At 48.7% G+C, this 19,208-nt stretch carries 13 protein-coding genes and 1 other RNA gene; 12 read left to right on the top strand and 2 right to left on the bottom strand.

The features are described 5' to 3' along the window. The first annotated feature begins 8 nt into the window (after positions 1-8). Both nth and BLQ32_RS05485 read left to right on the top strand, forming a co-directional pair. The gene (gene nth, locus BLQ32_RS05490; RefSeq protein WP_036801971.1) at positions 9-689 is read left to right on the top strand and encodes an endonuclease III; all 681 of its coding nucleotides are present in this window, start codon (positions 9-11) and stop codon (positions 687-689) included. Next, on the top strand, positions 664-987 hold the full coding sequence (locus BLQ32_RS05485) for a YpoC family protein (protein ID WP_074509408.1): 324 nt from the start codon (positions 664-666) through the stop codon (positions 985-987). Before nth ends, BLQ32_RS05485 begins: the two co-directional genes overlap by 26 nt. Before the next feature lie 199 nt (positions 988-1,186). Here the strand turns inward: BLQ32_RS05485 and BLQ32_RS05480 are convergent, their stop codons facing one another. Then, positions 1,187-3,949, bottom strand: a complete 2,763-nt coding sequence (locus BLQ32_RS05480; RefSeq protein WP_074509407.1) for a penicillin-binding protein 1A — start codon at positions 3,947-3,949, stop codon at positions 1,187-1,189. A gap of 33 nt (positions 3,950-3,982) precedes the next feature. Next, positions 3,983-4,579, bottom strand: coding sequence for a Holliday junction resolvase RecU (recU, locus tag BLQ32_RS05475; protein ID WP_036801979.1), 597 nt, complete (start codon positions 4,577-4,579; stop codon positions 3,983-3,985). Between the two features lie 285 nt (positions 4,580-4,864). Between recU and BLQ32_RS05470 the strand changes: the two genes are divergently transcribed. From BLQ32_RS05470 to BLQ32_RS05425, 10 genes are all read left to right on the top strand, one after another. Beyond that, positions 4,865-5,230, top strand: coding sequence for a YppE family protein (locus tag BLQ32_RS05470; RefSeq protein WP_036801981.1), 366 nt, complete (start codon positions 4,865-4,867; stop codon positions 5,228-5,230). Beyond that, complete coding sequence (locus BLQ32_RS05465; RefSeq protein ID WP_074509406.1) at positions 5,227-7,497, top strand: DEAD/DEAH box helicase; 2,271 nt, start codon at positions 5,227-5,229, stop codon at positions 7,495-7,497. Before BLQ32_RS05470 ends, BLQ32_RS05465 begins: the two co-directional genes overlap by 4 nt. A 7-nt stretch (positions 7,498-7,504) precedes the next feature. Further along, entirely contained in the window at positions 7,505-8,752 is a 1,248-nt protein-coding gene (locus tag BLQ32_RS05460) for a ribonuclease H-like domain-containing protein (protein ID WP_074509405.1), read from the top strand. A gap of 165 nt (positions 8,753-8,917) precedes the next feature. Then, positions 8,918-9,211 (top strand): cell division regulator GpsB, encoded by a 294-nt coding sequence (gene gpsB / locus BLQ32_RS05455; protein WP_036801987.1) that lies wholly within the window; start codon positions 8,918-8,920, stop codon positions 9,209-9,211. 48 nt (positions 9,212-9,259) lie between these two features. After that, positions 9,260-9,637, top strand: an RNA gene (gene rnpB / locus BLQ32_RS05450) — RNase P RNA component class B. A 142-nt stretch (positions 9,638-9,779) separates the two neighbouring features. Then, the gene (locus BLQ32_RS05445) at positions 9,780-10,916 is read left to right on the top strand and encodes a THUMP domain-containing class I SAM-dependent RNA methyltransferase (RefSeq protein WP_036801999.1); all 1,137 of its coding nucleotides are present in this window, start codon (positions 9,780-9,782) and stop codon (positions 10,914-10,916) included. 51 nt (positions 10,917-10,967) lie between these two features. Then, entirely contained in the window at positions 10,968-12,875 is a 1,908-nt protein-coding gene (locus BLQ32_RS05440; protein WP_074509404.1) for an ATP-dependent DNA helicase, read from the top strand. Between the two features lie 55 nt (positions 12,876-12,930). Beyond that, positions 12,931-14,433: a carboxypeptidase M32 gene (locus BLQ32_RS05435; protein ID WP_074509403.1), complete on the top strand. Its 1,503-nt coding sequence runs from the start codon at positions 12,931-12,933 to the stop codon at positions 14,431-14,433. A gap of 241 nt (positions 14,434-14,674) precedes the next feature. Next, positions 14,675-15,433 carry an SDR family NAD(P)-dependent oxidoreductase gene (locus BLQ32_RS05430; RefSeq protein ID WP_074509402.1) on the top strand — a complete coding sequence of 253 codons (759 nt, stop codon included), beginning with the start codon at positions 14,675-14,677 and terminating at the stop codon, positions 15,431-15,433. A gap of 191 nt (positions 15,434-15,624) precedes the next feature. Next, a complete protein-coding gene (locus tag BLQ32_RS05425) occupies positions 15,625-19,206 on the top strand; it encodes a dynamin family protein (protein ID WP_074509401.1) in 3,582 nt (1,193 codons plus the stop codon). Positions 19,207-19,208 lie beyond the last annotated feature (2 nt).

Below are 19,208 nucleotides of genomic sequence, written 5' to 3'. Positions count from 1 at the left end.
TGACCCTTATGATGTCCAAAAAAGAATGGCAATTATGCTTGGAAGAAATGGATAATATGTTCCCGGATGCACATTGTGAATTAGTTCACCGCAATCCGTTTGATTTGTTGATTGCGACCTTGCTTTCAGCGCAGTGCACCGATAAATTGGTCAACAAAGTCACAGCGGCGCTTTTTCAAAAATACCATACGCCGGAAGACTATATTTCCGTGCCGCTCGAAGAACTGCAGCAAGACATCCGCTCGATTGGCTTGTTCCGCAATAAAGCAAAAAACATCCAGGCGCTCAGCCGGATTTTGATTGAGCAATATGGCAGTACGGTACCGGCAGACCGTGATTTGCTGATGACGCTCCCTGGAGTCGGCCGCAAAACAGCCAATGTCGTTGTATCGGTCGCATTCGGCATACCGGCGCTAGCTGTGGATACCCACGTAGAACGTGTCGCGAAACGCCTGGGGATGAATGGCTGGAAAGACTCGCCGCTGCAAGTGGAAGAAACGATCATGAAAAAGACGCCGGCAGAAAATTGGTCGAAAACTCATCACCAAATTATTTTCTTCGGCCGCTACCATTGCAAAGCCCAGAATCCCGGCTGCCACATTTGTCCGCTATTTGACCGTTGCCGTGAAGGCAAAAAGCGGGATAAAAAAGGGTTGGTCAAACGTGAAATTGTCACAGAAGTTAACTAAAGAAGCGGTCGAACCTTTTTTCAACGGCTGGGACAGCCTGAAAGAAACGATTGAACCCTCATTTCGGGACCGCGACGGGACAGGCCAGCAGGAATTGCTAAACGGAATTAAATTGTATAAGCAATTATTAGCGCATTGCGATTTTGAAATTATTCCTTTGAACGGCCTGGAACGCTTAGCGTTTATTGAACAGCGTCCCACCAATTATGCGGCATTCCGCCAGCTGGACGAATTATTTTCCGAAATGAAAAAAGGGATTGCATCGAAACGGATTCAATTAAAAAGAAATGAACAGTAAAAGCCGGAAGCCTGCTGCAGGCCTCCGGCTTTTTTGTATGCCTTAAGGATACGAGCAACTCTGCTCGATTTACGGGCAACTACAACCAGTATACGAGCAACTTTCTTGAACATACGAGCAACTTCAGGATGTTTTCGATCAACTTGCCTGAAGACGAAAAAAAAGCGCGACTGCTGAGTGCAGTTGCGCTTTTTGTGTTTTACGGTTGTGGTTGTTCGGTTTCATCAGCGGGTGGCACAGAAGCAGGGTTGGCGTCGCCTTCGCCGCCATCAGCAGGAGGAGGAGTTTCGCCGCCTTCGCCGTTTCCATTTCCATTTCCATTACCATTTCCGCCGCCTTCGTTACCATTGCCATTGCCATCATTGCCATTCCCGTTTCCATTGCCTTCGTTTTCACCGTTGCCATTGCCTTCGTCATCGGCCGGTTGTTCAGGCTGTTCTTCGTCTTCAGCCGGTTCCTCCGGTTCGGTTGGCTCTTCAGCAGGCTCTTCTTCAGCCGGTTCTTCAGCCGGTTCTTCAACCGGTTCTTCCGGTTCAGCCGGCTCTTCAGTTGGTTCCTCGGCCGGTTCTTCTTCCGGCTCTTCAGGAGCAGCGATGGAGACTCTAACGGAAGCAGGGTCGCTGGCATCGTTGTTGCTGACTGCCGTTACACGGAACGTGTAAGTTTTGCCCGCTTCAAGCCCACTGTATGAATAGCTTTGGCTGCTGGTTGTATCAAGCGTCGAACGGTTGCCATCGACTTCGACAGTCACTCTAAAGGCAACGCCATCTGTGTCATCGTAATTCCATGACAAGTTGGCTGTATTGCCATCGACACTTGCTCGCAAGCCGGATGGGGTATCCAGGTCTTCTTTGACATATCTTTGTGAAACTTGGTTCGGTTCTGAACCACGGACGAACAATTCCGTTCTTCTTAAGCTGTATGGCGTATAAGCGCTTGCCAGTTTAAGAGGGGAACTTCCTGCTTCGACTTGAAGTTCGACGACAGAATCCGGTTTTTCGAATTGTCCGGAGTTGCTTGAAATTCCGAGCATGACCTCTTTAAAGATGCGCTGGGAAATCAGGCGTTCATTTGACGCTGTGTCGATGCCGACTTTCCGTGTGGGATAACCGCTCCAGACGGAAATTGAGTATTTAGGTGAATATCCTGCAAACCAGATATCCGGTGCAGACGAAGCATCCAGGCCATAGTCGTTCAATTCTTTTTCCGTGTAGTTCGATGTCCCGGTTTTCCCTGCAAGATCCAAGCCGCTGATGGCTGCTTCCTTGCCGGTTGAACCACGGAGGTTCGGATCGACTACATCTCTCAGCATATCCGTGACCATGTAAGCCGTGCTGTCTTTCATTGCCGGAACCGATTCCGGTTTCACCACTTGTTCAGTCGTGCCATCGCGGAAAACGATTTTCGTAATCGTATGCGGTTTTGTGTAGACACCGCCATTGCCGAATGCGGCAAATGCACCGGCCATTTCGACTGTTGAAATATTGTCTGCACTCAAGGCAGTGGATTCATAGACATTTTCGAGATCAAGGCCAATTTTTTTCGTGAACTTGGCTGCATTTTCCGTTCCGACTTCCTGGAGCGTTTTTACAGCCGGAATGTTGCGTGAGCGGTATAGCGCTTCCCGGATGGTCATCGTTCCAAGGAAATCGCCGTCGACGTTGCGGATTTTCTGGCCGCTTTCGTAAGAATAAGGCTCATCCACAATCGTTTCGCCTGTCGACCAGTCCAAGTATTCGATGGCTGGGCCATAATCGATCAAAGGCTTGATCGTCGAACCGACAGCACGGTCTTTCGCTGTTGCATAATTGATGCGGACATCTCCGCTGTAATCACGGCCGGCTCCGATTGCTCGGATCGCACCTGTTTTTGTATCCACGACAGTCAAGCCAGACTGCACTTTGTCGTCGAAGAACAATTCAGACGACATGGTTTCGTTTACTGTTTTTTGAACTGAAGGATCAAGCGTCGTGTAAATGGTCAAGCCATCATCCAACGCATAATCGCCTTCAAGGGAATCCAATTCGTCTTCAACCATTTCCATGAACGCTGTGTATTCGCCGTTGTCGACAGTGGCAGCGCGCTGGTTTTCAGGAACAAGAGAATCCGTAACGGATGCTGCTTGCGCTTGTTCTTTCTCAGCTGTTGTAATTTTGCCGTGCTGGTCCATCAGGCTCAAAACGACATTGCGTCTTTTTTCAGCACGTTCCGGATTTTTGAACGGGTTGTAGCCGTTCGGACTTTGCGGCATCCCTGCAAGAAGGGCTGCTTCATGCAATTCGAGTTCGCTGACCGGCTTGCCGTAAAACGTTTCAGCAGCAGTTCCGAACCCGTAAGTGTTGCCGGACATCAAAATTTTATTGAAATACATCTCGAAGATTTCTTCTTTTGTATAGGCACGTTCAAGCTTGAAAGCAAGATAGGCTTCCTGGGCTTTCCGTTTCAAAGTTTTGTCATTCGATAGGAAGGAGTTTTTGATCACTTGCTGGGTAATGGTACTAGCACCCTGCGAACCAAACCCGCCGGTGATGTTTGCGATGACGGCACCGCCGAGGCGGATCACGTCAATTCCGGAGTGCTCGTAGAAACGGTTGTCTTCCGTAGCAAGAATAGCATCTTCCATCACTTTTGGAATATCCTTGTAGTCCACATGCGTCCGGTTTTCAGCCGTTATATAGGGAATTTCCGTTTCGCCGTCAGCTGCGATAAAGGTCGGGCTGATCGGGTCGCGCAGCAATTCCTCATCAAGTTCAGGGGCGCTGCTGGCGTAAAACGCAAATAAGCCGATTCCGCATAGCAGGACGAATACGCCTATCGCTACGACAGCCAATAAAATGCGTTTGAACCAGCTGACGCCGCCTGACGCTTTCTTCGGTTTTTTCGGGGCTTGTTTTTTGCTTGCTTTTTTCTGTTGTTCGATTGCTTTTCTACGCTGTTCGCGTGAAAGGGGTTTTTCGCTCACAATCGGTTCCTCACTTTCTAAATATGCTTTCTTTTACAGATTTTGCAGTACGGGCAAATAATCGATGCGCGGAAAGGCTCCGGGCATGATTTCGACTGCGGTATCTTCGATTTCCTCTAAGGAAATAGATTTCCTGCCACCGGTGATCATCCGGTTCCAAAAGATTTCCAAAGCTTCAAAGCGCATAATGAAATAACGCTCAAGCGAAGAAAAACGGATAATTAAAAATGCCAATCCTTGATGCTTCACCACTTGGGACATATGGTGGATTTGGTGGTCATGGATGTTTTTCAAAGGAAAAGACGTTTTGTTTTCGGTCTCTTTCGCTTCGAAATCGACATACCTGCCGTTCCAGACGCCATTGTAATCCGTAGTAGACGGAGCCCGGAAATAAGCTTCCCGTATGACGGCGGCGCTTCTGGATGGATACTCGACTTTAACAATCTGGACGGGGACGGGTTTTTTGTGGATAACTGCAAGACCCAATTGCAGATAATAATCGTTGGTTTCGTTCAATTCATCCTCAAGCGTTTTGCCCCGGTTGCTGAAAGAAAAATCCTTTTTTTTTGCTTTCACCGGCTTTTCTTTTGGAGGAACAAACTTCTTGCCATTTGGATAATTAATTGCCATTTTGTGATACACCTCGCTTACCTTATCATATCACAAGCACTAAGACGATGAATAAGTTAAAAAGTTTCAAATTTGCTAGTCTAATGATAGCCGATTCACAAACTTATGCCAAATGAAAAGAATATCTGTTCGACAGGGAACCTTTCATTTTAGTTGGCTGGTGAAAAAAGCGGGAAACTGCTTTTGGTGAAAAACACAGCGAATATTACTGCTGCCGGAAGCGTGCAGTAATGTTCGTACGGTTTTCGCTTATATGATAAACTTATGGCAATGGAGGGACGCTATATGACAGTAAGAGAACTCTCTTCCGTATTACATGATGAATGCGGAAAATGCCTGGACCGTTTCTACGATATGCGTGAGCGCGATGCGGTTCCGGATTTTTATAAAGAGGTAAAACCATACGCAGATTATTGGCACGGAAAGATAAATGAATGGCAAAAAGAATCGCTTTTATATATTCAGCAGGAACGGCCGAAATATGTACACAAACCACAGATCGATAATGCGGCAGAAGGGATGGCCCAGTTTTTTGTGCAAAGTTTTTACAAAGAAACGAGCAAAAAGCGCTTTATCCAGACCATCCAGGCGGCGCAGTATACGCTGCAGACCTTTATGCTGGCGATCGATGAAAAGAGCGAAGAAACATGATCCGAAAAAAGAAACTGCCTGAACTCTTGAATGAGTGGAAAACCGAACCCGACATGATGGAGCGGATCGAACACTGGCATACCATCAAAGAAAAGCCGGCAGCCTATGCCGATTTTCCGCCTGCCATGCACGACAGCTTAAAAGCGGCACTGCGCAAAAAAGGCATTGAACAGCTGTATACGCATCAGCGGGAAGCGTTTGATCTGGCGGAAAGCGGCCAATCGTTTACAGCCGTTACGCCGACTGCTTCCGGCAAATCATACTGCTACCACTTGCCGGTGCTCCATAAAATCCTGAACGACCCGGGTGCAAGAGCTTTGTATTTGTTTCCGACCAAAGCGCTTGCCCAGGACCAGAAAAGTGATTTGCACGATTTGATCGAGAAAACCGAGCAGGATATTTTGTCTTACACATACGACGGCGACACCTCGCCGTCCATCCGCACGAAAGTTAGAAAAGCCGGTCAGATTGTCATGACCAATCCCGATATGCTGCATTCCGCCATCTTGCCGCACCACACGAAATGGGTATCGCTTTTTGAAAACCTTCATTATATAGTGATTGACGAGCTTCATACGTATAAAGGCGTTTTCGGTACACATGTGGCACATGTGATTCGCCGCTTAAAGCGCATCTGTGAATTCTACGGCAGCAATCCGGTCTTTATTTGTACGTCGGCAACGATCGCCAATCCAAAAGAACTGGCGGAAAACCTGACAAATACCGAGCATGTGCTGATTGACCGGAACGGTGCGCCTGCCGGCAAGAAGCACATCGTCTTCTACAATCCGCCGATTATCCACCCGACGTTCGGGGTGCGCAGAAGCGCCGTTCTCGAAGTGCGTGATTTGGCGACCCATCTAGTCAAACAAGGTATCCAGACGATCGTCTTTGCAAAAAGCCGTGTACGGGTGGAAATGCTGGTCACGTATTTGCAGGCCATCACCAAAACCAAACTGCAGGACGACTCGATCAAAGGCTACCGCGGCGGCTATTTGCCGACAGAGCGGCGGGCCATTGAAAAAGGGCTGCGCGATGGAACCATTAAATGCGTCGTCTCGACCAACGCCTTGGAACTCGGTGTGGACATCGGACAGCTGCAGGCTTGCATCATGACGGGCTATCCGGGGAATATCGCAAGCGCCTGGCAGCAGGCCGGACGCGCAGGCAGACGGCAGGATGAATCGCTGGTTGTGTACGTGGCCCAGTCGACTGCGCTGGACCAGTACATCATCAACCATCCTGAATACCTGCTCGACCAGTCGCCGGAAGAAGCGCGCATCCATCCGGAAAACATCATCATCCTGATGGACCATTTGAAATGTGCTTCGTTTGAATTGCCGTTTCGGACGGACGATCAATACGGTGAATTTGACGTGCAGGAATTGCTGGAATATTTGCAGGAGCAAGGGGTGCTCGTACGGACCTCGGACCGCTGGCACTGGATGAGCGACCGTTTCCCGGCGCATGACATTTCACTGCGGTCAGCATCGCAGGAAAACGTCGTGATCATCGACCAGTCCGTTCCGGCGGATACACGGGTCATCGGTGAAATGGACCGCTTCAGCGCATTGACTTTACTTCACGAAGAAGCGATTTACCTGCACCAAGGCACGCAGTTCCAAGTCGAGATTTTGGACTGGGAAGAGAAAAAGGCGTATGTCCGGGAAGTGGACGTCGATTATTTTACGGACGCCAACCTGGCGATCGAGCTGAAAGTGATGAGTGAAGACAAAACGAAAAAACTGCATGAAGCAGACGTCCAGTACGGCGATATTGCAGTGCTGGCGATGCCGACGATTTTCAAGAAGATCCGATTTGATTCGCATGACAATATCGGGTCCGGACCGATTTCACTGCCTGCCGAAGAACTGCATACTTCTTCGACTTGGCTGAGTTTCACCAAACTCGAAGGCTTCAGCGACTCGGAATTGTCGGATACGATGACCGGAGCGGCGTATGCCATCGAGTCGTTCATCCCGATTTTTGTGCAATGCGACCGGCGGGATGTCCACGTCGTGCCGCAAGTGAAATCGACCCATAACGATCTGCCGTCATTTTTCATCCACGATTCATATCCCGGCGGCATCGGCATCAGTGAACGGATCTATGATTTATGGCAGCCGCTGCTCGACAAAGCGCAGCAGCATATTTCGGAATGTCCGTGCCTCGATGGCTGTCCGTCGTGCATCGGTGCACAAGACGCCGCCGTCAGCATGAAGAGCCATGTCATCAAGCTGTTGAACGAGCTTCGCAGAGGGGAGTGAAGGGCCGATGTCGTTTGAAAGCAAGTTATTGCAAATGAAAGGCATGCTGAAAAAACAGCCAGCCAAAAAGCAGGCCCCAAAAGCGGCAGCACGGCCGCTTTTTGAAAAAGAATGGGGCAATATCGGTCTCGAGCTGAAAGAAAACAAATTCGGCTTTGTCTACGAAAAGAAAATCCGTTATCCCTTAACGCACCAGCACGGCAAGGTCGAGCTCGGCGAGTTGAACCGGGTGCTGGCGGCCTGGGAACAAGTGCCTTTTGAGCATCCGTTCAAGCTGAAGCCGGGAACTCCGATTGTGTTTTTCGACACGGAGACGACCGGCCTGAGCGGGACAGGCGCGTATATCTTCCTGATTGGCTTATTGGTCCAGAAAGACGGCCATTTTGAAATGACCCAATACATTATGCCGGACCCTTCCCACGAAGCTGCTTTTCTTTACGAAACGGGCTTATGGCGCGATGAGGAACCGATCATCTTTTCGTATAACGGAAAAAGCTTCGACTGGCCGCAATTGATGTCCAGGTGGACGATGCACCGCCAAGTCCTGCCGAAATTGCCGGCGCCGCTGCAAATCGACTTGTTCCATGGGACGAAACGGATCTGGAAAAACGAACTGGAACGGATGAAGCTGAGTACGATCGAAGCGGAAAAACTGGGGTTTGTCCGGGAAGGCGATGTACCGGGCTATTTGATTCCGCCGATTTACCTCGATGCCGTAAAAAGCGGCTATCCCGATGGGTTGGCAAAAGTTTTGTTCCATAACGAGCTGGACATCTTGTCGCTTGTGTCGCTGTATGTCCTGTCGTCCGACTTGCTGCGGGAAGATTTGGTTTCCGAGACCAGCGGCGCGTATACCAATATCGGAAAATGGTATGCCGATTTAAAGCAGTTTGACCAAAGCGCCACGTATTTGGAACACGTTACGCAAGAACGGGGAAGTTCCGCCGCCATGGCACGCTATTTTTTGGCGATCCAGAAAAAACGGAGCGGGCAGTACGACGAAGCGGTCCGGCTGTTTAAAGAGGCGGCGCCGCATTTGCGCGGTTCGGTGGAAGTCGAGGCCTGGATCCATGCAGCCAAATTATATGAACACCAGCTCGGCGATTTGGACAAAGCCATCACGATGGCGGGTTTTGCAAAGCAAGCGAGCGAACATACAAAGGTGCGGAATTCACTCGTATTGGATATTCAAAAGCGGCTGTTCCGCCTGGATGAAAAAAAGCGGAAAAAACATGCCCAAGTTGCCAAGAACTAAACACGAAAATTGTGCCATATGCTATAATTGGCGATAGGAAGGGTTTTTTATCCCAGATTAACGGGCAGTATGGACTGCCTAACAAGTTCGAATGGTTCAGCGGACAATTAGAGAGATGGGAAATCCTCACTAATTTCAGTTTTACCTGATGGAAGGACGATAAAAATGGACAATAAATACACAGCTAAAGACATCTTGGAAAGAGACTTTAAAACAGGAATGCGCGGTTACAACCAGGACGAGGTCGACCATTTCCTGGATGAAATCATTCAAGACTATGAAATCTTCACGAAAAAAATCGAACAGCTGCAAAACGAAAACAAACGCCTGCGTGCAGAAATGGACGATGCGCCGCGGAAACAGGCAGCGCCGGTTCCAGGCACGACAAACTTCGATATTTTGCGCCGTTTGTCTCATTTGGAAAACCACGTATTCGGCAACAAATTGAATAACAATTAAATCCGTTGAATTATTTGTTGAAATAACGTATACTTGATAAGCCATTGGAAATTCTGGCAATCGCTCCGGCTCTTTGCCGGAGAGGAAAGTCCATGCTCACACGGACCTGCGATGGCCGTAGTGATCGCGCTTAGCGAAACAATAAGCTAAGGCAGCTTAACAGCTGACGGCGGGTAGAACGCCTAAGTCTTCGGATATGGCCGAAATACCCTGAAGGTGCCACAGTGACGGAGCTGCATAAGAAATTATGCAGGTGGAACGAGGTAAACCCCGCGAGTGAGAAACCCAAATTATGGTAGGGGCACTTTTCTGAAGGAATTGAACGGATGAAGAGGCAAGCTTTTAGCATGCAGATAGATGGTTGCCGTCCACTAGTACGAGGTGCAAGCCGTTTGAGTACGTGGAAACAAAACATGGCTTATAGAATTTCTCTTGGCTTTAAATTGCTATCAAAGGCTCTCCATTCCGGAGAGCTTTTCTACTTATAATTGAAAAAACCTGAACTTGCCTTAAAAGGAACTTTTTTATATAAAACTCGAAACAACTTGCAACAGGAAAGGGCGTCGTTATGACTAAATTTAAATTGCTCGCCACTGCCGCAATGGGCCTTGAGTCAATTGTAGCGGATGAAGTGAAAGAACTGGGATACCAGACACAAACAGAAAACGGCAAAGTGTTTTTCGAAGGAGACGAGCGCGACATTGCAAAAGCCAACCTTTGGCTGCGCACAGCGGACCGTGTGAAAATCATCGCCGGGGAGTTTAATGCGTATACGTTTGATGAATTGTTTGAACGCACAAAAGCGATTGAATGGGAGAAATTCCTTCCGGTCGATGCTAATTTCCCCGTGCAGGGAAAATCGGTCAAATCGAAATTGTACAGCGTGCCGGATTGCCAGTCGATTGTCAAAAAAGCGATTGTTGAACGGCTGAAAAAAGCGTATCACCGGAACTCGTTCCTGGATGAATCAGGTGCCCGTTTTAAAATTGAAGTTTCCATTTTGAAAGACAAAGTCCAATTGTCGATTGACACAAGCGGCGCCGGCCTGCATAAACGCGGCTACCGCCTGGATCAAGGGGAAGCGCCGTTAAAAGAAACCTTGGCGGCCGCTTTGGTGAAACTGTCCCGCTGGACGCCGGACCGGCCGTTTGTGGATCCGTTCTGCGGTTCCGGGACGATTCCAATTGAAGCAGCGATGATCGGCCAGAACATTGCACCGGGCTATAACCGTGATTTCGATGCAGAAGAGTGGCCATGGATGAAACAGCAGATTTGGGACGATGTACGGGCAGAAGCAGAGGAATTGGCGAATTACGACCAGCCTTTGAACATCCTCGGTACGGATATCGACCACCGCATGGTGAAAATTGCACAAGAAAACGCACGGGAAGCCGGGTTTGCAGATTTGATCCAATTCCAGCAGCGCCAGATGAAAGACTTTGTGACGCATGAAGAAAACGGGGTCGTTGTCGGCAACCCGCCATACGGGGAGCGCATCGGCGAAGTGGAAGTCATAGAACAAATGATCAGCGATATGGGGCGCCTTTTCTCCAAGCACCCGACATGGTCGATCTACATCCTGTCGTCCATGGAGAAATTCGAAACGATCTACGGCCAGCCAGCCACGAAAAAACGAAAATTATTCAACGGTTTCATTCGCACAGATTTGTTCCAATTCTGGGGAGAACGGCCAAAAAATAAATGACTCGAGAACGGAAGGGCGCGAAGCCCTTCCGTTTCTCTGTGAGGAGAACTTATGAGACAACCTATACCATTTCCATTAGATAAAGATAAAACGTTTTTTGAATCGCTGAATGATTGGATTGGGGATATCTTTTACGACGAGCTGCCTGAAAAGGGATTTGATTTGCGTGATGAACAGATTTTCATGGCTTTCCAGATTGAACAGGCGCTAAAAGAAAAATCGGTGCTTTTTGCGGAAGCAGGCGTTGGCACCGGAAAAACCTTGGCATATTTACTGCCGGCAATCGCCTATGCCCGCTACACGGGAAAACCGGCTTTGATTTCCTGCGCCGATGAAACCTTGATTGAACAGCTCGTGAAAAAAGGCGGCGATATCGACCGCTTAAACGATCTCTTTGATTTGAAACTGGATGTCCGCTTGGCCAAATCGCGCGATCAGTATCTGTGCCTTCAGCGTTTCGAAGGGGCTCAGAAGCGGCTTGATGCGGATTTCCTTTACGACATTGAAGACAGTCTTCCGGAATTCGTCAACAAAACCTTCTCCATGCAAAATACCTATCCATACGGGGAACGTTCCAGCTACCCTGAAGTGACGGACGAAGAATGGCAGCAAGTGAACTACCATCCGATCCAGAACTGCCAGGCATGTGAACTTCGCAATAAGTGCGGCCAGACGATTCACCGCAACCATTACCGCAAAGCAACCGACTTGGTGATTTGTTCGCACGACTTTTTGATGGAGCATATTTGGACAAAAGAAACGCGCATCCGTGAAGGGCAGACGCCTTTGCTTCCGGACTACTCGCTTGCCGTATTGGACGAAGGGCATTTGCTGGAATTTGCGGCTCAGCGTGCCTTGACGTATGAAGTGCAGGAAATGACGTTATTGCACGTGACCGAACGCGTCATGGTTGACGGTGTACGCGAGAAAACTTTGGGCTTGATCGAGCAGGTCATCGATTTGCACAATGAATTTTTCCGCGAGCTCCGCAAAAGCACCATCGCTTCCGATGAAGACCGTAAAGGCATCCGAAAAACCGATGAGCTGTTGTTGATCGGCCGGGAAACGGTGCGAAAAATCGATGATTTGCTGGAGGAATTTGTTTTTGAAGGCGAATTGTACACCATTCCGGAATACGATCTAAAACTCGCAGAAGAATACTTTGACCTGTATACCTTTGCGATGAAACTGTTTGTCGAAGAAGGCGATGCCATCAACTGGCTGGAAGTGAAAGACGAAATCGAGACTTTGGTCATCATGCCGCGCCTTGTGACGGATATTTTGGATGAAAAATTCTTTGACGGCAAAGTGCCGGTCATCTTTTCATCAGCTACTTTATCTGTCCAAAAAGACTTTACTTATATTGCGGACAGCTTAGGCATTGACGATTTCCAGTCGTTCTCTGTTCCGTCTCCGTTCGACTACGAAGATGTAATGAAAGTGTTCAAGCACCCGCTTGAGCAGCAAGACAAATTTGGCCGTGTCTATGATTTGTTCTCGACAGGCGACCAGACGCTCGTGTTGTTTAAATCAAAAATGGACATGGACAATTTCAAGCGGTCGCTGCCGCTGGACCATCAATACACCATCGAATTTGAAGGCGACCGCGAGTTGTCGACGGTCGTGAAAGAATTCCAGGAAGGCAAATTCCAAGTGCTGTGTTCGTACCACTTATGGGAAGGCTTGGATCTGCCGGGCGAAGCTTTGACAAAAGTGATTATCGTTGATTTGCCGTTCCCGCCGAAAGATCCGGTCTTTGAAGCGAAGCGCAAATTCAGCGCCAATCCTTTGGAAGAAATCGACTTGCCGTTCATGCAGCTGCGGATTCAGCAAGGCATTGGCCGCTTGATCCGGACTTCCAATGATTATGGTGAAATTCATTTGTTGCTGAATGAAGAAGAGCTGGTGATCGAGCATCTTTGGGGCCAGATTTTGCCGGTTCCTGCAGAAAATTTTTAATCCTTCTAAAGACTTATGCTACAATGGGCTTAAAGTCTGTTTTGGAGGGATTTAAATGACATTGGAACAACAATTCACCGAGCACGTCGGAAAAATGCGCGCTTACCAGGAAGCACTTTCATTATTGTATTGGGATCTCCGCACCGGAGCGCCGAAAAAAGGCGTCGATTTGCGTTCTGAGACGATCGGAACCTTGTCGTCGGAACTATTTGCGCTGTCGACTTCGGATTCATTCGGCGAGCTGCTTTCGTCACTGGAAGCAGAGAAAGATGGCATGGATGTGGTGCTGCGACGTTCCGTCGAGGAAGCCCGCAAAGAATACGATTTAAGCAAAAAAATTCCGCCTGAAGAATACCGGGAATTTGTTGTGCTGCAGTCCAAAGCAGAATCTGTCTGGGAAGATGCCAAAGCTGCAAGTGATTTCTCCATGTTCGAGCCTTATTTGGAAAAATTGGTCTCGACGACGAAGAAAATGATCGGCTATTGGGGCGAGAAGAACGGCAGTGCATACAACACGCTGCTCGATCAATACGAACCCGGCATGACGACAGAAATCCTGGATGAAGTTTTTGGCGCTCTGCGTGGACGCATCATTGCGCTTGTCCAAAAAATCGCCGATTCGGAGCACAAGCCGGAAACCGGTTTTTTGTTCGGCCATTTCCCGAAAGAATCCCAGCGTGATTTCAGCTTCCAAGTTCTGGAGCAATTAGGCTATGACTTCGAAGCGGGGCGCTTGGATGAAACGGTTCATCCGTTCATGACCACTATCAACCGGCACGATATCCGGGTGACGACAAAATATGACGAAAAAGATTTCCGCACCGCCGTATTCGGCACCATCCACGAATGCGGACATGCGCTATACGAACAGAACCTCAGTGAAAAATTGTCCGGCTTGCCGGTAGAGACCGGTTCTTCCATGGGGATCCACGAATCGCAGTCGCTGTTCTTTGAGAACTTTGTCGGACGCAACGACAAGTTCTGGAGCAGCAACTTCGGGTTGCTGAAAGAGTACGCTGCAGGCCAGTTTGAAGGTGTGGACGTTGCTGATTACTGGCGCGCCATCAACGAGTCGAAGCCGTCGCTCATCCGCATTGAAGCGGACGAACTGACGTATGCGCTTCACATCATGATTCGCTACGAACTGGAAAAAGGCTTGTTTAACGGCGACATTGCAGTAAAAGACCTGCCGCAGCTTTGGAACGATAAATACGAAGAGTATTTGGGAGTCCGCCCGTCGAATGACGCAGAAGGCGTGCTGCAGGATGTCCACTGGGCCGGGGCAAGTTTCGGCTATTTTCCTTCCTATGCACTCGGTTATATGTATGCGGCGCAATTCAAAAATGCGATGCTGAAAGATTTGCCGAATTACGATGAATTGCTGGAAGCCGGAAACGTTGCGCCGATCCGTGAATGGCTGACCGAAAAAGTCCACCAGCACGGCGCTGTGAAAAAACCGCTCGAAATTCTGCAGGATGCAACCGGTGAAGGACTGAACGCTGAACATTTGGCGGGCTATTTGGAAGAGAAGTATTCAAAAATCTATCAGTTGAATTAAACTGGAAAGGCGGTAAAAGCTTCGTGCTTTTATCGCCTTTTTTATGCTGGGGTTTAAGTGGGAAGCTGCGCGATAGCCAGCTTATGCCTGACTTTAATTCGGATATGCCCAACTTTGATTCGCATACGCCCAAGCCTAGTCTTTTTTCGCCCTGCTTTCTCCAAAATATGCCCAACTCCAGAAAATCCAGCACCAATTGACTGCCAATTTTGATTATAATAAAAGGAGGAGGGGATACATAATGTTGAAATCTTTTAGTCTGGAAGGCAAAACGGCGATTGTTACCGGAGCAGGTAAAGGGATCGGCAAGGCCATCGCATTGGCAGTTGCGGAAGCGGGAGCGAATGTCATGCTTGTTGCCCGCACCGAAAGCGATTTAGTGGAAGTGCAAAAAGAAATCGGCAACAATCGGACGTCTTACACTGTTGCGGATATCACTGCCAGAGAGCAAATTCAAAACGTGGTGGAGAAAACGGTCGAACAATTCGGTGCGATTGACATCCTGGTCAACAACGCCGGCATGAACATCCGCTCATCGCTGATGGATGCGACAGACAGCGAGTGGCATAAAATCATGGATACGAATGCGCATAGCGTGTTCATGTTCTCACAGGAAGTGGCAAAGAAAATGGACGGCGGCGGTTCGATTGTCAACATCAGTTCAGTCGGCGGGGAACGCGCGCTGAAAACAGGAGTCGTCTATGCAGCGTCCAAAGCGGCGATCATCCAGATGACAAAAGTGATGGCGATGGAGTGGGGGCCGAAAAACATCCGCGTCAATGCCATCGGCCCTTGGTATTTCAGAACGCCGCTGACAGAAAAACTATTGAATGACCAGGAGTATCTGGATTCCATCCTGGCGGTCACGCCGATGAAGCGCGTCGGCGAGTTGCCAGAAGTGGCAACGCCGGTCGTCTTTTTGGCATCCGATGCGGCAAGCTATATCACCGGGCAAACTTTGTTTGTGGACGGCGGCATGGCCATTCACGGTTTTTCCTGAAAGAAATAAAAGGGATTGGCTTCTTTAAAAACACAGGACAGTTACATTGTTCCTGTTTCAGTCTCTCCTGCGCTATGCTGGCTTCGTTGCAAAGGATTTGCCCCAAATTGCTTTTGGGACAAATCCTTTTTTATATTCGTGCAGAAAAAATGATATGATAGTAGCAGTATTTGATGAAGGAGTTTTGCAACATGACGGCATTAGAACATAAAGAAGGTTTAATCGAGACGGCAAGGCTATACCAAATTTTTGAGGAAAACGAAGATACCGAACGGGCTGCCAAAGCGGAACTGTTCGCCAAGAAAATCTTGAAAAACAATTTCATCATTGGGTTCGCCGGCCATTTTTCTTCCGGGAAATCTTCCATGATCAATGCATTGACCGGAGAAACACTGCTGCCATCGAGCCCGATTCCGACAAGCGCAAACATTGTCAATGTCCATAAAGCGGATGCCGATTTTGCCATTGTGAATTTAAAAGACCAAAAACCGGTTTACTTTCCGGAAAACTACGATTTTGAAGCGGTCAAAGCGTTCTGCAAAAGCGGTGAAGTGACACAGATCGACATCGGCCATAAAGAATCGGTGCTGCCGGAAGGGATTACGGTGATGGACACGCCAGGCGTCGATTCGACGGATGATGCCCACCGGATGTCCACAGAGTCAGCGCTGCATGTTGCGGATATGGTGTTTTACGTCATGGACTATAACCATGTCCAGTCTGAACTGAATTTCAATTTCACAAAAGAACTGCAGAAATACACAGAGCTGTACTTGATCGTCAACCAGATCGACAAACACCAGGACAGCGAATTGTCTTTTTCTGATTTCCGCCAATCGGTCCAGGATTCGTTTGCGGCTTGGGGCGTTGTCCCGAAAGGCATCTTTTTCACGTCTCTGAAAGACTTCAGCCATCCCGGAAACGATTTTGAACAAGTAAAAGGCCTGGTTTCTTCCGTTATGGAAGGCTGGCAAGGCCATGCAGGAGCCGCCGCAGAATCAGCGCTCCAGCAATTAAAAGACGAACATCTGCAATTCCTGGAAAATGAGAAAATGGAACGCCTGCAGGCTTTTTCATCTGTCTTAACGGAAGAAGAATGGGCAATGCGCGAAGAACTGAAGCAGGAAAGCGAATCGGTGTCGAAACGCCTATCTGTCATGGATTACGAAGACTGGAAACTGAGTTTCGAGAAAAACCGGAAGCAGTTGCTGGAAAACTCGAATATCATGCCGTATGAATTGCGCAACGCACTGACCAATTACCTGGAGTCGGTGCAGCCGAATTTTAAAGTGGGGCTCTTGTTCAGCGCCAAGAAAACGCAGGAAGAACGGGAAGTACGGAAAACAGAAGTGAAGGACCGCTTGTCCGTCGTGGTGGCTTCTCAAATCACCAATCATCTAAAGAAGTTGATGAAGACTTCCCTGAAAGATGCGGGCAAATTAACCGATACGGAATCACTTGCCATAGATGAGATGGTGTTCGATGTGCCAATGTCACTCGTAGAAGAACAAGTGCCGCGGGGAGCTTCCAATACAGCGGATGCTGTGCTGAACTTTGCAAACAGCATCTCGACGGCTGTCCAAAGATGGTTTATCCGGGAAACCGAAGCCTGGAAAAATGCACAGGAAGAAAAATTCAATGGCCTCTCTGACGATGTGGCAACCGAAATGGACATGAAAGCGGAAGGGTTGAACCAGAAATTGCTGGCGATCCGCACACTCGAGGAAATGGATAAACTTACCGAGAAAGTGAAAAGAGCCTTTTCCGCGATGCTGCCCAAACAAAAGCAGGCGGCAGAAGAACGCGTCCAAAAGTGGAACGAAAGCTTCCAGATTGATGTAGAAGAAATGGTGGAATTTGATCCGACCATGCTCGAACCGCAGAAAGCTGTTCAGTCTGAAGCGCGAGAACTGGCTGACGTCCCGGCGTATGCAGAGTTTGACGAACAGGCCGTAGTGGAGCGGGCAAAAGGGACAGCAAACAGGCTCGGGCCGATCAAAGGGTTTGCCGAAACGGCCGAGTACTTGAAGCGGAAAGCGGCAAGACTCGAAAACCAGGAATTTACGATTGCCTTATTCGGGGCATTCAGCGCCGGGAAATCGTCATTTTCCAATGCGTTAATGGGCGAAACGGTGCTGCCGGTATCTCCGAATCCGACAACGGCGACAATCAACCGGATCCGTCCTGTCAGCAAAGACCATCCGCATGAAACAGCGGATGTCCGGCTGAAAACCGTCTCGCAAATGACAGAAGACGTCCAAAATTCCTTCCAGGTGCTTGGCGCTGCCGTCAGCTCGCTGGAAGAGGCTTATGACAAATCGGCCAATCTGCCGGTAAACGAAGAAACCGAGCAGCAAGTGCACAAATCGTTCATTAACGCTTTCCGAAAAGGCTACCCGCATTTTAAAAATGAACTTGGCAAAACGGTTCGGACGGACCGGGAAGAATTCGGGTTATATGTAGCAAAAGAAGAACGAAGCTGCTTTGTCGATGAAATCGATTTCTATTACGATTGCGAATTGACGCGCAGCGGCGTGACGCTTGTCGATACACCGGGAGCGGATTCCATCAATGCGCGCCATACGAATGTTGCGTTCGAATACATCCGGAATGCCGATGCGATTTTGTTTATCACGTATTACAACCACGCGTTCGCCCGTGCCGACCGGGAATTTTTGATTCAGCTGGGCCGGGTGAAAGACGCCTTCGAAATGGATAAAATGTTCTTCGTCGTCAACGCGATTGATTTGGCGAACAACGAACAGGAAAAAGAGGCGGTCGTCCAATACGTGCAGGATGAATTGCTGCGCTTTGGCATCCGTTTTCCAAGACTGTACGGGGTTTCAAGTTTGATGGCGCTTCGCGACCGCGAAACCTCAGGTATGCCGGAATTTGAAACGGCGTTCCAGCATTTCTTGAAAGATGAATTAAAAGGCATGGCGGTCCAGTCGCTTGCAGAAGAAGAACAGAAAACGGTTGACCGGTTCCGCGCACTCATTGCACAGACCGAGAGGAACCTGCTGCGCAAAGACGAACGCCTGGAAGAACTGAAGCGGCTTGAACAGCAGCTGCGCATTTTGTTCAGCACGTCGCCAGCGGCCATCTTGTCCCGTGAAGCTTTGCAAGAACTCGACGAATTGCTGTATTATGTGAATCAGCGGGTGTTTTACCGCTTTAATGACTTCTTTAAAGAAGCATTCAATCCTTCGGTCTTTTCAAACAAGCCGGCGCAGCAAGCGCTTGACGCGGCTTTGCAGGAAATTGCCGATATGACGGCATTTGATTTCCAGCAGGAACTGCGCGTGACGAATTTCCGGTTATCGCAGTTTATCGAGAAAAAAATTGCGGCGCGTTTTAAAGAAGACACCGCTAAATTGCGCGAGATGAATCCTGATTTCTCATTCACGCCTTATGAAGTGGAAGAAGCAGCAGCGGTTGAAGTGGACCGGCCATTCACGGGCAGCGATTATTCGTCAGTAAAATCCTATTATAAAAACAACCGAAGCTTTTTCGAGAAAAACGAAAAAGAAAAACTTCGTGATGCCTTGCAGGCTTTGATGGAGCCGGATGCTTTAAAGTATTTGGACAAGGAAAAAGCGGAACTCGGCGAATGGGCGGACACTTGGGTCGACCAGGAAGCAGAAGGCCTTCGCCAGCATATTTTAAGACAGGCTGTAGATCAAATTGAATCCGAGCGTACACTGCTTCAACAAGAAGAAAAACTGAAGGAATGGAAAAACCTATTTTCTAATCTGATCGCTGAAAGGGTGTAAGC

The sequence above is a fragment of the Planococcus glaciei genome (genome assembly GCF_900099655.1).
Classification (GTDB): domain Bacteria; phylum Bacillota; class Bacilli; order Bacillales_A; family Planococcaceae; genus Planococcus; species Planococcus glaciei.
The sequence above is the reverse complement of the archived record's forward strand: the minus strand, read 5'-3'. Positions and strand labels throughout refer to the sequence as shown.

Excerpts from the sequence above, each read along its gene's own strand:
- nth (WP_036801971.1), top strand. The coding sequence starts at position 9 with ATGATGTCCAAAAAAGAATGGCAATTATGCTTGGAAGAAATGGATAAT.
- recU (WP_036801979.1), bottom strand. The coding sequence starts at position 4,579 with ATGGCAATTAATTATCCAAATGGCAAGAAGTTTGTTCCTCCAAAAGAA.
- BLQ32_RS05470 (WP_036801981.1), top strand. The coding sequence starts at position 4,865 with ATGACAGTAAGAGAACTCTCTTCCGTATTACATGATGAATGCGGAAAA.
- BLQ32_RS05465 (WP_074509406.1), top strand. The coding sequence starts at position 5,227 with ATGATCCGAAAAAAGAAACTGCCTGAACTCTTGAATGAGTGGAAAACC.
- BLQ32_RS05460 (WP_074509405.1), top strand. The coding sequence starts at position 7,505 with ATGTCGTTTGAAAGCAAGTTATTGCAAATGAAAGGCATGCTGAAAAAA.
- gpsB (WP_036801987.1), top strand. The coding sequence starts at position 8,918 with ATGGACAATAAATACACAGCTAAAGACATCTTGGAAAGAGACTTTAAA.
- BLQ32_RS05445 (WP_036801999.1), top strand. The coding sequence starts at position 9,780 with ATGACTAAATTTAAATTGCTCGCCACTGCCGCAATGGGCCTTGAGTCA.
- BLQ32_RS05440 (WP_074509404.1), top strand. The coding sequence starts at position 10,968 with ATGAGACAACCTATACCATTTCCATTAGATAAAGATAAAACGTTTTTT.
- BLQ32_RS05435 (WP_074509403.1), top strand. The coding sequence starts at position 12,931 with ATGACATTGGAACAACAATTCACCGAGCACGTCGGAAAAATGCGCGCT.
- BLQ32_RS05430 (WP_074509402.1), top strand. The coding sequence starts at position 14,675 with ATGTTGAAATCTTTTAGTCTGGAAGGCAAAACGGCGATTGTTACCGGA.
- BLQ32_RS05425 (WP_074509401.1), top strand. The coding sequence starts at position 15,625 with ATGACGGCATTAGAACATAAAGAAGGTTTAATCGAGACGGCAAGGCTA.